The 16,047-nt window shown below is 74.1% G+C and carries 5 protein-coding genes; 2 read left to right on the forward strand and 3 right to left on the reverse strand.

The features are described 5' to 3' along the window. Window positions 1-60: 60 nt before the first annotated feature. Window positions 61-12,027, reverse strand: coding sequence for an amino acid adenylation domain-containing protein (locus ACH35V_RS19270; RefSeq protein ID WP_395973995.1), 11,967 nt, complete (start codon window positions 12,025-12,027; stop codon window positions 61-63). A 125-nt stretch (window positions 12,028-12,152) separates the two neighbouring features. On the opposite strand from ACH35V_RS19270, the gene ACH35V_RS19275 reads away from it, so the two are divergent. Further along, entirely contained in the window at window positions 12,153-13,469 is a 1,317-nt protein-coding gene (locus ACH35V_RS19275; protein ID WP_395973997.1) for a salicylate synthase, read from the forward strand. Between the two features lie 76 nt (window positions 13,470-13,545). Next, window positions 13,546-13,887 (forward strand): DUF5713 family protein, encoded by a 342-nt coding sequence (locus tag ACH35V_RS19280; protein WP_395973999.1) that lies wholly within the window; start codon window positions 13,546-13,548, stop codon window positions 13,885-13,887. 224 nt (window positions 13,888-14,111) lie between these two features. Here the strand turns inward: ACH35V_RS19280 and ACH35V_RS19285 are convergent, their stop codons facing one another. Together ACH35V_RS19285 and ACH35V_RS19290 are read right to left on the reverse strand one after the other, a co-directional pair. After that, window positions 14,112-15,200 carry a glycerate kinase gene (locus ACH35V_RS19285; protein WP_395974001.1) on the reverse strand — a complete coding sequence of 363 codons (1,089 nt, stop codon included), beginning with the start codon at window positions 15,198-15,200 and terminating at the stop codon, window positions 14,112-14,114. Then, the gene (locus ACH35V_RS19290; protein WP_395974003.1) at window positions 15,197-16,045 is read right to left on the reverse strand and encodes a shikimate dehydrogenase family protein; all 849 of its coding nucleotides are present in this window, start codon (window positions 16,043-16,045) and stop codon (window positions 15,197-15,199) included. Before ACH35V_RS19290 ends, ACH35V_RS19285 begins: the two co-directional genes overlap by 4 nt. Between the last annotated feature and the right edge of the window lie 2 nt (window positions 16,046-16,047).

Here is a 16,047-nt window from a genome sequence, read left to right on the forward strand (position 1 = left end):
ATCGACCGAGATCTTAGGTTAGGCTCACCTAACTGTGCAATGGGTGTCCGTATATGAGCATCACCTCATTCGCGCCAGCAATCCCGCCACGGTCGGCGACGCCATCAGGGCCGCGATCTTCAGGGACTCGCATCCGGGCTCCTTCCTGATCCGCCGGACGAGCTTCATGGCGAGCAGCGAATGGCCGCCGAGATCGAAGAAGTCGTCGTCCGGGCCGACCTCGGCGACGCCGAGCTCCTCGGCGAAGACGCGGCACAGGACGGCCTCCCGGTCGTCGTCCCCGGTCCGCGCCGCGGGCGTCGCCGCCTCGGCGGTGGCCACGCGGGCGGCAGGAGCTGCGGGCGTGAGCGGGGCGGGCAGGGCGCTCACCTTCACGCCGGGGTCGGCGGCGACGGCGTCCAGCAGCGCGATGAGACCGTCGGCCAGGGCTGCGACCGTGTCCCGGTCGAACATGTCGGCCGAGTAGTCGACGATCAGCCGGAGGCCGTCCGGGTCGGTCGCCTCGCGGAAGATGAAGTCGATGTCGAACTTCGCCGCGCCCGGCCCGAACAGCGCCTCCTTCTGCTCCAGCCCGGGGAACCGCACGTCGCCCGCGCCCTGGTTCTCGTAGCCGACCATCACCTGGAACAGCGGGTTGCGGCCGGGCACGCGGCGCGGGCGCAGCGCCTCGACGACCGCCTCGAACGGCAGGTCCTGGTTGGCGAGCCCGGCGAGGTCGGCCTCCCGGACGCGGCCGAGCAGCTCGGCGAACGCGGGGTCGCCGGACACGTCGGCGCGCAGCACGAGCGTGTTGACGAAGAACCCGACGAGGTCCCGCGCGGCCTCCTCGGTGCGTCCGGCGACCGGGCTGCCGAGCGGGACGTCGTCGCCCGCGCCCGTGCGGTGCAGCAGCGCGGCGACGGCGGCCTGGCAGACCATGAACATGCTGGCGTTCCCGTCGCGCGCGACCTGGCGCAGCCGCCGCGTCAGGCCGGACGGGAAGTCGGCGGTCAGCGTGCCGCCGCGCTGCCCGACGGTGCCGGGACGCGGCCTGTCCGCGGGCAGCGGGATCTCCTCGGGGAGGCCGGCGAGGGCCCGCGCCCAGTGGTCGAGCTGCCGGGCGTGGACGCTGCCGGGGTCGAGCGGGTCTCCGAGCAACTCGCGTTGCCACAGCGCGTGGTCGGCGTACTGGACGGGCGGCGGCTCCCAGCCGGGGGCCTCTCCGTCCAGCCGCGCCGTGTACGCCTCGGCGACGTCCCGCGCGAACGGGCCGAACGACCACTCGTCGAACGCGATGTGGTGGAAGACGGCGAGCAGCAGATGCTCGCGCTCCCCCTCGGGGAACACCGCGACCCGCAGCGGGACGTCCTTGGCGAGGTCGAACGGGCGGGCGATGACGTCCTCCGGCGCGCACGTCGCCACCTCCAGGACGGGACGCGCCTCCTCCGGAGGAAGAATCCGCTGGTACGGGACGCCGTCGTGCTCGGGGAACACGGTGCGCAGGCTCTCGTGCCGGGCGGTGACGTCGGCGATCGCGGCTTCGAGGGCGGCGAGGTCAAGGTCGCCGCGGAGCCGGACGGCGAGCGGCAAGTGGTATGCCCCGCGCGGCCCACCGTCCTCCAGCCCCCGCCCACCACCAGTCAAACGACGAGCTCCGCTCGGCCAGTCCTCCTCGCGGAGGAGCTGGTCGAGCATCCACAGGCGGCGCTGCGCGGACGACAGCGGAACGCGCTCCGGCCGTTCCTTCGGCTCCAGGACGGGCCGGGCCCCGGCGGCGGCGTTGCGGTGCGCGCGTTCGGCGAGTTCCGCGACGGTCGGCGCCTCGAACAGGTCGCGGATCGCCAGGTCGGCGCCGAGGACCGCGCGGGCGCGTCCGACGAGCCGGGTCGCCAGGAGGGAGTGGCCGCCGAGGTCGAAGAAGTCGTCGTCGATGCCCGCTCCCGGCGCGTCCAGGATCTCGGCGAACAGGGTGCACAGGAGCCGCTCGACGGGTGTGCGGGGCGCCCGCCCGGCGCGGCGCGGGCCGTCCTGGCCGGGGTCGGGGAGGGCGCGGCGGTCGAGCTTGCCGTTCACGGTCAGCGGCAGCGCGTCCAGCGTCATGATCGCGCTCGGCACCATGTAGCCGGGGAGGCGTCCCTTCAATGCCTCCCGGACCCGCGCCGCCAGCACGCCGTGGTCGCGGGCGGCGACCGGGTTGTTCGCGTAGGACGCGGGGGCGCGTCCGGGCTCGGCCGGGAGGCAGGCCGCTCCCCCGCCGAACACCGCGTCGTAGCACCCGGCCGTTTCGGACGGGGTGAGCACAGCGTCCGGGAACAGGGCGTGCAGCGTCTCCGGCTCGACGCCTTCGGGCGCGTCGGGTGGCGTCCCGTTCTGGAGGGCGTGCAGGGCGGCCATCTCGCCGGTCAGGCGCGCGTCGGGGATGCCCCTGACGCGCAGCGGGCCGGGCGGCCTGCCGTTGAGGTCGTCCAGGGTGGTCCAGTCGACGACCGGTGTGTCGGGCGCCGGGGCGGCGTCCTTGTGGAGGACGACGTCGTACCGGTGGCGGGTCAGCTCGTTGTGGTGCGTGCCGCGCTTGGTCAGGACGTCCACGCGCGCGGGGCCGTCCAGGGCCGTGAAGAAGGCGGGGTCGAGGAGCAGTTCCTTCTCCATGCGGACGGCGCGCTCGACCGACTCCAGGTCCCCGCCTCCGCGTCCGAGCTGGATCGCCGCGTGCAGGGAGCGGACCGTCCGCAGGTCGCGGACGTCCCCGATGAACAACGCCCCGCCGGGTGCGAGGAGCCGCATCGCCTTGGCGATGACGTCCTGGAGGTAGGCGGCGCCGGGGAAGTACTGCACCACCGAGTTGATCACGATGGCGTCGAAGTACTCCTCGGGCAGGCCGCCCGTGTCGTGCGCGGGTCGACAGCTCAGCCGGACGTGCGAGTCCGGGCCGAGGTCCTGCTGGAGTTTGGCGATGACGGGTTCGGAGAAGTCCGTGCCCCAGTACTCGTCGGTCTCGGGCGCGAGGCGCGTCAGGATCAGCCCGGCGCCCACGCCGATTTCGAGGACGCGGCGGGGCCGGAGCCCACGGACGCGGTCGACGGTCGTCTCGCGCCATTCGCGCATGTGGTCCAGGGGGATCGGCTCGCCGTCGTAGCTGCTGTTCCAGCCGGCGAACTCCTCCTGGTGGACGACGGTCCCGACCTCGGTGTACTCGGCGTCGTAGATCTGCCGCCATTCGGCGAGCTGCTCGTCGGCGGCGCCTTCGCGCGTCCCGTCCGGGACGACGTAGCCGATGAGCCGCTTCACGCCGGGGACGCCGGTGTCGGCGGCGACGACCGCGGCCTGCCCGACGCCCGGCTCGGCGGCGAGCGCGGTCTCGATCTCCTCCAGCTCGACCCGGTACCCGCGGATCTTGACCTGGTCGTCGGTGCGGCCGAGGAAGTCGATGTTCCCGTCCGCGCGGACGCGGACGAGGTCGCCCGTCCGGTACATGCGGCCACCGGTGAAGGGGTCGGCGACGAAGCGTTCGGCGGTCAGGTCGGCGCGGCCCAGGTAGCCGCGGGCCAGGCCCGCGCCCGCGATGTACAGCTCGCCGGGCGCGCCGGGCGGGACGGGACGCAGCCAGCCGTCCAGGACGTAGCCGCGCGTGTTCCAGATCGGCTTCCCGACGGTCGGGGTGGCGCTGTCCTCGGTGCCGCCGCCGAGCGTGTTGATCGTGTACTCGGTCGGCCCGTACAGGTTGTAGCCGAGGACGCCGTCGGCCTGCGCGAGCCGGTCCCACACGGAGGTCGGGACGGCCTCGCCGCCGAGCAGGACGAGCGGCGGCCGGTGCTCGCCGTCGAGGAGCCCTTCGTCCAGGAGCTGCTGGGCGTAGGTCGGGGTCACGTTGATGACGTCGATGCGGTGCTGCCGCAGGTAGGCGGTGAGGGCTTCGGCGTCGCGGCGGAGGTCCTCGTCGCAGACGTGCACCTCGTGGCCCTCGATGAGCCAGAGCAGCTCCTCCCACGACATGTCGAAGGAGAACGAGACGGTGTGCGCGATCCGGAGGCGGCGGCCCGCGGACTCCACGACAGGGTCGAAGATGTTCGCGCGGTGGTTGAACTGCATGTTCGTAAGACCGCGGTACGGGGTGACCACGCCCTTGGGACGTCCGGTGGAGCCCGATGTGTAGATGACGTAGGCCGGGTGGTCGAGGCGGCCCTGCGTGCCGGGGGCGAAGCCGGGCAGCTCGTCCGGGGTCAGGTCGGCGCCGGGCAGGGCGGCGAGCGTGCGCGCCACTTCGGGGTCGTCCAGCGCGAGGGTGACGCCGGAGTGGGTGAGACCCGCGGCGATGTCGCGATGCGAAAGCAGGCAGGTAGGCGCGGCGTCCTGGAGCATGTAGTCGAGGCGCTCCGCCGGATAGTCGAGTTCGAGCGGCAGGTAAGCGGCGCCCGTCCGCAGGACGGCGAACAGCGCGACGACCATCTGCGCGGACCGGGGCAGCGCAAGCGCGACGACCTGTTCCGGGCCCGCGCCGTTGGCGATGAGCAGGCGGGCCAGCCGGTTGACCTCGGCGTTCAGCTCGCCGTAGGTGAGACGGACGTCGGGCAGCGAGACGAGCGCCAGGTCACCGGGCTGCTGCGCGGCGCGTTCGGCGAGCAGCTCCGCGACGGTCAGTTCCGGGACGGGACGTTGCGCCTCGTCCCAGTCGCGGCGCAGGCGGTCGTGCTCCTCGGGGACGAGCAGGTCGAGGCGGTGGCACGGCGTCGCGGGCGACTCCGCGAGCGTCCGCAGGACCCGCACGTACCGGTCGGTGATCCGCTCGGCCTCGGCATCCGTGAACGCGTCGCCCCGGTACATGACGCGCAGCCCGGCGCCCGGCTCGACGACCATCGTGATCGGGTAGTGGGTGGCGTCGCGGACCTGCCGGCCGCGGACGCGGAGTGCGCCGTCCGGGCCGAAGCCGCGGCCGGTCGGCATGCCCGGGAAGTTCTGGAAGACGAACAGCGTGTCGAAGAGCGTTCCGAGGCCGGTGGCGCGCTGGACGTCGGCGAGCGCGACGAACGAGTGGTCGAACAGCTCCGACTGGGCGGTCTGGACGCGGTCGAGGACGGCGGTGAGCGGGTCCGCCGGTCCGGCCTGCACGCGGACGGGGATGGTGTTGAACAGCAGCCCGACCATGGCGTCGACGCCGTCGACGTCGGGGTGGCGGCCGGAGACGGAGGCGCCGAAGACGACGTCGTCGCGTCCGGTCAGGCCCATCAGGACGAGGCCCCACGCGGTCTCGAAGAGGGTGCCGGGGGTGACGCCGTGGTCGCGGGCGGCGGCGTCCAGGCGGTCGGCCAGGCCGGGCGGCAGCGCGCGGTGCACCTCCCCCGCCGTCGCCAGGTCGGCGGGCCGGTCGACCAGGCCGGGCCGGACGAGCGCCGGTTCGTCGAAGCCGTCGAGCGCGCGGCGCCACGCGTCCACGGCGGCGGCCTTGTCGCGGCCGTTCACCCAGTCCAGGAACGCGCGGAACGGCGGGACGGGACGGGCCGCCTCGGCCTCGGCGTCGGTGTAGGAGCCGAGCAGCGAGGTGACGAGCAGGCCGCCGGACCAGCCGTCCAGCAGGATCAGCTCGGAGGTGAGGATCAGGCGGTGGTCGTCGGCCGCGAGGGTGGCGAGCGCGAACCGGATCAGCGGCGGCTCGCCCGGGTCGAACGGCTCGGCGCGCTGCGCGTCGATGAACGCGTCGAGGCCGTCCGGGGACACGCGGGCGTGCGTCCAGGGAGTCTCGAAGTGGTCCGGGACGAACTGGACGGCGCGGTCGCCGTCCGTCCGGAACCCGGCCCGGAGGTTGGGGTACTTCTCCAGGACGGCGCGCGCCGCGTCCGCCATCCGCGCCGGGTCGACCGGGCCGGACAGCGTCACCACGGCCTGCTGCACGTAGACGTCGCGGCCTTCGCCGGCCAGCATCAGGTGGAACAGCAGCCCTTCCTGGAGCGGCGAGAGCGGCAGCTCCCCGGCCTGCTCCGCCGCCTGCGCCGGGGCGGCGACGGCGTGCGCGGCCGTCGTCGCGAGGGCCTCGACGGTGCGCAGTTTGAACACGTCGCGGACGGTGAACGACAGCCCGGCGCGGCGGGCGCGGGCGACGAGGAGGGCCGCGCTGATGCTGTCGCCGCCGGTGCGGAAGAAGTCGTCGTCGGCGCCGACGGCGTCGCGTCCGAGGACGGTCGCGGCGAGGCGGGCGAGGACGCGTTCCGGCTCCGTGGCGGGCGCGCGTCCGGCGGCGGGGCGTCCCGGCTCGGGCAGGGCGCGGCGGTCGACCTTGCCGTTCGGGTTGAGGGGCAGCTCGTCCAGCACGACCAGCTCGGCCGGGACGAGGTAGTCGGGCAGCAGCGCGCCGAGCCGGTCGCGGAGTTCGCCGGGGTCGACGTCGCCGGTGACGTAGCCGACGAGCCGCGACCCGTGCGCGGCGACGGCGGCCCGCCGCACTCCGGGCTGCGCGGCGAGCGCGGCCTCCACCTCGCCCGGCTCGATCCGGAAGCCGCGGATCTTGACCTGCTCGTCGGCGCGGCCGAGGAAGTCGAGCCCGCCGTCCGGGCGGCGCCGCACGCGGTCGCCGGTGCGGTAGAGGCGGGAGCCGGGCGGGCCGAACGGGTTCGCGACGAATCGCTCGGCGGTGCGGGCCGGGTCGCCGAGATAGCCGCGGGCGAGCCCGTCGCCCGCGAGGTACAGCTCCCCGACGGGGACCTCGCGGAGCGCGGAGTCCAGGACGTGCGCGCGGGTGTTGGCGATGGGGAACAGCCCGCCGTCCTCTTCGATGAGGCTGTCGCCCGCGGCCTCGGAGCATCCGTACAGGTTGACGATGCGGGCCGGGACCCGCTCGGCGAGCGCCTTCGGCAGGGCCTCGCCGCTGCTGATCCAGGTGGTGACCGAGGACGGCAGCCCGTTCTCCACGAGCGCGGCCAGGAGGCTCGGGACGAGCGTGACGAGCCGCGCGTCATGCCGTTCGATGAACTCGGCGAGCGCGACGGCGTCGGTGGCGGTCGCGTCGTCGGCGATGACGACCGCGTCCCCGGCGGCGAGGCCGCCGAGCAGCTCGGTGGTGCCGTCGATGAACGCGGGCGAGCTCTTCGCGACGCGGACGCCGCCGGGCGCGGCCCCGCCGGGCGCGGCCCCGTAGGCCGGCAGGCCGACGCCCCAGGCGAGCCGGTTGGCGAGGGCGCGCTGCGTGCCGGCGACGGCCTTCGGCGTCCCGGTCGAGCCGGACGTGAAGATGACGTACGACGGGTGATCGGGGTGGAGGTCGGGCCGTTCACGGGGCGGCGCGTCCTGCGGCGGCTCGTCGCGGCCGAGGACGAGGAGCGGGCGGACGGCGTCCAGCATCGCCTCCACGCGCGCGGGCGGGTACGACAGGTCGATCGGCAGGTACGCGGCGCCCGTCTTGAGGACGGCGAGCAGCGCGACCGCGAACTCGTCCGAGCGCGGCAGGGCGAGCGCGACGACCTGCTCGGGCCCGGCTCCGGCGGCGGCCAGCCGGTCGGCGAGCGCCTCGGCGCGGCGGTCGAGGTCGGCGTAGGTCAGGACGGTGTCGCCGAAGACCACGGCGGTCGCGGCGGGTGTCCGCGCGACCTGCTCTTCGATGAGGGCGGCGACCGTCCGCACGGGGTATTCGCGCGTGGTGTCGGGGTGTTCGACGGGTGCGCCCAGCGACGACAGTTTCCGCCGCGGGTCGGCGGTGACCTGGGTGAGGAGGTCGTTCAGGCCGTCCAGGAGCCGCTCGACGGTCGCGGCGTCGAAGAGGTCGGCCGCGTACGCCGCGAACCCCTCGATCTCCTCGTCGCCTTCGGCGAAGTACACGTCGAGGTCGAACTTGACGCCGCCGGTCTCCGGCAGGAACGGCTCCGCGCGGACGCCCGGCAACGCGAGGCGCACGTCGTCCAACCGCTGATGGACGATCATCACCTGGAACAGCGGGCTCCGGGCCAGGGAGCGTTCGGGAGCGAGCCGGTCCACGACCCGCTCGAACGGGACGTCGGCGTGCGAGAACGCGGCGAGGTCGGCCGCGCGCACCCGGTCGAGCAGCTCGGCGAACGACGGGTCGCCGGACAGGTCGGTGCGCAGCACGAGCGGGTTCACGAACACGCCGACCAGGTCGGCGAGGTCCTCGTCGGCGCGTCCCGCGATGGGCGATCCGACCGCCACGTCGTCGCCCGCGCCGGACCGCTGGAGCAGCGCGGCGACGGCGGCGTGCAGCACCATGAACACGCTGGTGCCGGTGTCGCGGGCCAGCCGCCGCGCACCGGCGGCCGGGAGCCGGAACGGCACGAGCCCGCCGCGGTGGCTCGCCTCCGCCGGGCGCGGCCGGTCGAACGGCAGGACGGTCTCCTCCGGCAGCCCGGCCAGGGCCTCCTCCCAGTAGTCGAGCTGCGCGGACGCGTCGGGCGCGCCGTCCCGCTGCCAGGCCGCGTAGTCGGCGTACTGGACGGGCAGCGGCTCCCATTCGGGCGCGCGTCCGTCCCGGCGGGCCTCGTAGGCGCGGGCCAGGTCGGCGAGCAGCGGCGTGAACGACCACTCGTCCGCGGCGGCGTGGTGCAAGAGCAGGATCAGCGACCAGTCCTCGTCGCCGTTCCGGACGAGGCTGCCGCGGATCGGGAGGTCGCGGCCGATGTCGAAGACGTGACCCGTCGCTTCCCTTTCAGTGCCCGCGACGGTGAGGTGCACGGGGACGTCCGGCTCCAGGACGCGCTGGACGGGCAGCCCGTCCGGCCCCTCGACGAGCAGCGTGCGCAGCGCCTCGTGGCGGACGACGACGTCGGCGAGCGCGGCGTCCAGCGCGGCCTCGTCCAGCGGGCCGCGGAGCCGGAGGCCGAGCGGCAGGGCGTACGAGGCGGACGGTCCGCGCAGCCGCTCCTCCAGCCACAGCCCGCGCTGCGCCGCCGACGCCGGGACGGTCTCCGGCCGCTCGACGTCGCGGACGCGCGCCGTCTCCGCCGTGACCAGCCTGGGCGCGAGCGCGGCCACGGCCGGCGCCTCGAACACGTCCGCGATGGACAGCGTCCCGCCGAGAGCGGCCTGGGCCTTCGCCGCCACCCGCGTCGCCAGCAGCGAATGGCCGCCGAGCGCGAAGAAGTCGTCGTCGATGCCGATCCCGTCGACGCCGAGCAGCTCGGAGAAGATCGCGCAGAGCGCGGCCTCGCGGGCGTCACGCGGGGCCCGTCCGGAGACTTCGGCCTCGGGGGCGGGGAGGGCGGCGCGGTCGAGCTTGCCGTTGACGGTCCGGGGCAGCGCGTCCAGGGCGACGAGCGCGGACGGCACCATGTACTCGGGCAGCGCCCCGGCGAGCGCGTCCCGCAGCGCAGCCTCGTCCGCGCTTTCGCTGTCGGGCACGTAGTAGGCGATCAGCCGGTCGTCGCGGACCACGACCGCGGCCTGCGCGACGCCGGGCAGCGCCGCGAGCACCGCCTGCGCCTCCGCCGGCTCGATCCGGAACCCGCGGATCTTCACCTGGTCGTCGGTGCGGCCCAGGTACTCGACGGACCCGTCGCGGGCGCGGCGCGCGAGGTCGCCCGTCCGGTACATGCGGGATCCGGGCGGGCCGAACGGGTCGGCGACGAACCGCTCCGCGGTCAGGTCGGGACGGCCGACGTAGCCGCGGGCGAGCTGCGTCCCCGCCAGGTACAGCTCGCCGGGAACGCCCGGCGGGACGGGACGCAGCGCCGCGTCCAGGACGTGCGCCCGCGTGTTCCAGAACGGCCCGCCGATGCCGGCCGCGGGCAGGTCCGCGGACGTCGCCCAGATCGTCGCCTCCGTCGGCCCGTACATGTTGGTCGCGAGCGACGCGGACGCCTCCAGCGATCCGGCGAGCGCGGCGGGCAGCGCCTCCCCGCCGACGAGGACCCGCAACCCTTTCAGCGCGGCCGGGTCGAGCGTGCCGAGCAGCGACGGCGTGCCCTGCACGACGGTCGCGTCCTCCAGCAGCGCGGCGAGCGCGGCCGGGTCCCGGACGGTCCGCCTCCCGGCGAGGACGACGGTCGCGCCGCTGATCAGCGGCGCGAACAGCTCCAGCGCCGCGATGTCGAACGCGATAGTCGTGACCGCGACGAGCCGGTCGGCCGCGCCGAGGTCGAGTTGCGAGCGCGTCGTGAGGAGGAAGTTCGTGAGCGCGCCGTGCGGAACGGCCACGCCCTTGGGTCGTCCGGTCGAGCCCGAGGTGTAGATGACGTAGGCGAGGTCGTCGTGTCGCGGCTCGTGGGACGGCTCCGCCGGAACGTCCTCCAGCGGGCCGCCGTCCAGGACGAGGAGGCTCGCGGCGTCGGGGAGCAGGCGCGCGGTCTCCTCCGTGGCGATCGCGCAGAGGGGCCCGGCGTCGTCCAGCATGTAGGCGAGCCGGTCGGCGGGATGGTCGAGGTCGAGCGGCAGGTACGCGGCCCCCGACTTCAGGACGCCGAGCAGCGCGACGACGAGATCGGGCGTGCGCGGCAGCGCCAGCGCGACGACGGCCTCCGGCCCGGCGCCCCGGGCCCGAAGGTGCGCGGCGAGCGCCGACGAGCGTTCGTCCAGCTCGGCATACGTGAGGCGCCGGTCCCCCGCCTCGACGGCCGTCGCGTCCGGTGTGCGCGCCGCCTGCTCCTCGAACAGCGCGACGACGCCGGTGCCCGGCAGGTCGCGGCCGGTGGCGTTGGCGCGTTCGATCAGCGCGCGCTCGCCCGCGTCCATGAGTTCGAGCGCGCCGATCGGACAGTCGGGGTCCGCGAGCGCGTCCCCGAGGAGCGTCTCCAGGTGGCCGAGCAGCGCGTCGATGCGCGCGTCGTCGAACAGCTCGCGGCGGAACGTCGCCTCGACCGTCATGCCCTGCGGCCGGACGAACGCCTCCAGCGACAGGTCGAAGTGCGTGGTGCCGTTGTGGACGTGCGTCCAGCTCGACGTGACGCCGGGCAGGTCCAGCTCGCCGATCTCCTGGGCGAGGAACAGCAGCATGGTGTCGAAGAACGCCGACCGCCCCCGTCCCCGCGACGGGCGGAGTTCCCGCACGATGCGGTCGTACGGGAGGGCCTGGTGCGCGAAGCCGCCGGTGACCGTCCGGCCGACGCGGTGCAGCGCCTCCCGGAACGTCGGCGCGCCGGACAGGTCGGTCCGCATCACCAGCGTGTTGCCGAAGTTGCCGACGAGCCGCTCGATCTCCGCGTGCTCGCGGTTCATCACGGCCGACCCGATCGCCACGTCGGCGGCGCCGGTGTAGCGGTGCAGCAGGACGGCGTAGCCCGCCGTCATCACCATGTACGGGGTGAGGTTCTCCTCGGCGGCGAGCTTGCGCATCCCGTCCGTCACGGCGTCGTCGAACCGCCGCGCCCGCCGCCCGCCGCGCTCGGACACGGCGGCGCCCCGCGGGTGGTCTGCGGGCAGGTCGAGCGGCGCGGGCGGCGGGTCGAGCCGCTCGCGCCAGTAGGCGAGGTCGTCCTCGTCGACGGGACGCCGCTGCTCCCATTCGGCGTAGTCGGCGTACTGGACGTCCAGGGTGGGGAGCCCGTCCGGCTCGCCCGTCACGGCGGCGCGGTAGAGGGCCGACAGGTCGCGCGACAGCGAGCCCCAGGTCATGCCGTCCCACGCGATGTGGTGCACGACGAGGACGAGCGCGTGCTCGTCGTCGCCGTCCAGCCTGAGCAGTTCGAGCCGGATGGGCCGCTCGCGGCGCAGGTCGAACGGCACGGCCGCCAGCTCCTCCGCCCGCGCACCGGAGTCGGCGCAGGCGACCGGCGTCAGCTCCAGCGCATCGTCGTCGGTGACGACCTGCACGGGACCGCTGTCGGCGTCCGCGTAGACGGTGCGCAGGACCGCGTGCCGCCGGATCAGCCCGCGCAGGGCCTCGCGCAAGGCGCCGGCGTCGAGCGGCCCCGACATGCGGACCAGGAGGCAGACGTTGTAGGCGGGGCTGTCCGGGAACGTCCGATGGTGCAGCCACATGCTCTGCTGCGCGTAGGACAGGGGCGCCGGCCCGTCCGATTCCCGGGGGGCGAGTCTGGCGGTGTCCGGGCCCAGCCCGGCCTCCGCCATCATCCGCCGCATCAGTTCGCGTCGTCGTGCCGTCGTCGTCTGCTCGTGCACGCTCAACTCTCCGTTGTCGGCTTCACCCGGCGTCGGTTAGGTTAGCCTTGCCTAGGAATTTCCTACAAGGTTAGCCTTACCTAAGTTTGGGACCGTTCCGGGCCCGCGAAAGGGAGTTGGCTGCCTTGTCCTTCGCTCTGCGCACTGACGCGAACCCCGCCGAGCTGGTCGTCGAGTACACCGCGGACCCGCTCGCGCTGATGGCCCGGCTGTCCGGGTCGGGGCTGTTCGACGACCACGTCGTCTACGAGAGACCCGGCTCGTGGACGTTCGCGGGCGGCGTGCTCGGCGAGGTCGTCCTCGACGCCGACCGGGTGCACGTCCGCTGGCCCGACCGTCCCCCGGTCACCAGGACCTGGACGCAGGGGCGTCCGGCCGACGCGCTGCGCGAGACGTTCGCCGACGTCCCGCTCCCGGCCTGGAACGCCTACGGCTGGATCGCGTTCGAGTTCGCCGCGTCCCCTCCCCGGGGACGGCTCGCGCACCTGATCGTCCCCCGCGTCGAGGTCCGCGCCGAGGACGGCCGCGCCCGCATCACCGGCGTCGACGCGCACGAGGCCGACCAGGTCGCCAAACTGCTGGCCGAGCCCGGCGCCCCCGCCGCCGCGGGCACCCCCGCACCGGTCGACGTCCGGGTCGGCGGCGCCCCCTACCGCGCGCAGGTCGCCGACGCCGTGGCGGAGATCAAGGCCGGCCGCTACCAGAAGGTGATCGTGTCGCGGCGGCTGGACGTCCCCTTCCCCGTCGACATGGTCTCGACGTTCGTCCGGGGCCGCCGCGCGAACACCCCGGCGCGCTCGTTCCTCCTCGACCTGGGCGGCTTCCAGGCCACCGGCTTCAGCCCCGAGGTCCTCGTGAGCGTGGACGCCGCCGGACGCGTCATGACCCAGCCCCTCGCCGGCACCCGCGCGTTCGGCCTGGGCGGCGACGCCGACGCCCGCGGCCGCCGCGACCTGGAGACCGACCCCAAGGAGATCTACGAGCACGCCGTCTCCGTCCGCACCTCGCAGGACGAGCTGTACCGCGTCTGCGACCCGGCGTCCGTCCAGGTCAGCGGGTTCATGACCGTCAAGGAGCGCGGCAGCGTCCAGCATCTCGGCTCCACCGTCAGCGGCGTCCTCGCCCCCGGCCGCACCTCGTGGGACGCCCTCGACGCCCTGTTCCCCGGCGTCACCGCGTCCGGCATCCCGAAGGCCGAGGCGATCGACGCGATCACCCGCCTGGACGAGCACCGCGGCCTGTACTCCGGCGCCGTCCTCACCGTCACCCACGACGGCGCGCTCGACGCGGCGCTCGTCCTCCGCGCCCTCTACAACCGCGACGGCCGCGCCTGGCTCCGCGCCGGCGCCGGCATAGTCGACGCCTCCACCCCGGAACGCGAGTACGAGGAGACCTGCGAAAAACTGACCAGCATCGCCCCCCACGTCGTCCCGCTCCCCTGAGCCCGGACGCCCTGATATGTCGGTGGCCCCGATTACGATCAGCGCCCTCAGCCCACCCAGGCTCAGGAGGACCGCGATGCCGCCGACCGACCAGAAGGTGCTCGAACACGAGTTCCTCAAGGGCATGTACGACGACGGGTACTTCCCCGACCACCTCGTCGACAAGGGAAAGGCCGTGCTGCTGAGGTTGTGCGAGCAGATCGAGAGCGACCCGCCGGACGACCTGGCGGCGCTCTACCGGCTGACGCACGCCGCGACCGAAGAGTTCAACGACCTGGAGGAGGAGTTCCTCGAAGCCGGCAGCGAACTGGAGACGGCCGCCCGCGAGATCATCGCAGCGGACTTCTCGTTCATCGCCACCGCCTACGGCTTCTCCGAAGCCGACCCCGAGGAACTCATCGCCCCCCGAGACTGGTGACACCGGGCAAGGACGGCACCGCGACGGAACTCGTTCCGCCGCCAGCCGGAGCGACGGCGGGCCCGGACGGGCGCTCCTTGTCGGAGCCGCTGGGCAGCCGGCGAGGAGCGCCCCCGGTGAAGCGGCGGGCGGAGCGGACCTGGTCGAGTTCGACGGCCATCACGAGCGTGACCTGTAGGTAAAACCAACCGGCGCGTACGCGAGTCGCCGTCGCCAAAGGCGCTTCATGCCGTGAATGCTGCGGCGAGGCGTTCTGACGCGCGGCGGAGGTGGTGTTCGGGGCGTTTCTTCGCTTCGTGTTCTGAGCCGGCGAGGTCGGTGAGGCTGAGCATCGTCACGCCGAGCCGGTCGGTTGTGACGGTTCCGGCGATGACTGCTACCGGGACGCCGTGCCGCTGCGCGAGCTGGACGACGTGCCCGGTGACCTTGCCGGTGTAGGACTGCTCGTCGTGGCGTCCCTCCCCCGTGACGACGAGCGCGGCGCCGGGGACGTGGTCCGGGAGGCCGCTCAACTCGGTCAGGTACCGGGCGCCGGACGTCGTCGTCGCGCCCCAGCAGGACGCCAGGCCGTACCCGATGCCGCCTGCGGCACCTGCGCCGGGAGCGTTCGGGGCGCCGTTCACGACGTCCGCCCATCGGCGAAGGGCGTTGTCGAGGACCTGCACCAGATCCGGGTCGGCGCCCTTTTGGGGGGCGAAGACGGCTGCGGCGCCGCGCGGGCCGAACAGGGGCGCGTCGACGTCGCATAGGAGCAGGATGCCGTCCGGTGGAGGGGGCAGGAGGTTCGCGGTGTCGGTGCTGGTCACCGCGGCGAGGCCGGTGGCTCCGGGCGGGACGTCGCGGCCGTGCCGGTCCGTCGTGCGGAGGCCGAGTTCGCGCAGGCAGCCGGCGCCGCCGTCGGTGGACGCCGATCCGCCGAGGCCCACGACGATCCTGCGGGCCGACGCCCGGAGGGCCTCGCGGAGAACGGTTCCGAGTGGGGCGCTGTCGGCGCCTGCGGGGTCGCCGGTGCCTACAAGGGGCAGGCCGCAGCATTCGGCCAGTTCCACCACGGCCGTGCCGTCGTCGAGGATGAGCCACCGTGCCGTGTGCGGGCCGTTCGGCAGCGTCACCGTTGTGGTGTGGACGGACGCGTCCGGACGTGCGGCCAGCACCGTGTCGAGCGTGCCCTCGCCACCGTCCGCCTGGGGCAGGAGTTCGATCGCGACGCCGGGGCGTACGCGCCGGAAGCCCTCGGCCATCGCCTCGGCGGCCTTCGCCGCCGTGAGGGTCGACTTGAACGAGTCGGGCGCCAGCACCACACGGGGCGTCACGGGCGCGGGTCTCCCTCCGCGAGCAGCGGGGCAACGGCCCGCCGCATGGTCTCGGTCGGGTCGGGCAGGCCCGTCCACCGGCACCATGCGGCGGCGGCCTGCGCGACCAGCATCCCGTCACCGTTGGACGCCCGCATTCCACGGGCGCGGGCCTGGCGCACCAGCTCCGTCTCGGCCGGGATGTACACGACGTCGAACACTGCGGCGGACGGGCGGATGAGGTCGACGTCGACCACCGGACCCGGGGACAGCATGCCTACGGAGGTCGCGTTGACGAACAGGTCGGCGTCCGCCAGGCGGTCGCGGGCGCGCGGGTCGTCGAAGGCGAGGGGCTCGATCGAGGCGGCGTCGCCCAGGTCGTTCGCGAGGCGGCGCGGCAGGTCGGCGTCCAGGTCCAGGACGGCAAGGCTCCCCGCGCCCGCGGTGGCCAGGCCGTAGACGGCGGCGTGGCCGACGCCGCCCGAGCCCGCTACGACCACGGACCGTCCCTTCACGCCGTCGCCCAGGCAGTCCCGGACGCCGGCCATGAAACCCACGACGTCGGTGTTGAAGCCGATCAGCCTGCCGTCCGGGGCGGCGGTGACGCTGTTGACCGCGCCGATCGCGCGGGCGCCGGGCTCGATCTCGTCCAGCAGGTCCATGACGAGCAGTTTGTACGGAGCGGTGATCTGGAAGCCCATCCATTCGTTGCGGCGCGCCTCGGCCACCTGGGCGGTGAGGCCGTCCTCGTCTACCTCGCGCAGCTCGTAGCGGGCGTCGACACCCGCCGCCTCGAACGCCGCGTTGTGCATGACCGCCGAGTGCCGTCTCTGCAAGGGACGGCCGAAGAGGGCGACTGTGCGCATGG

This window comes from Actinomadura sp. 1N219, from assembly GCF_044326405.1.
In the GTDB taxonomy this organism is placed as follows: Bacteria; Actinomycetota; Actinomycetes; order Streptosporangiales; family Streptosporangiaceae; genus Spirillospora.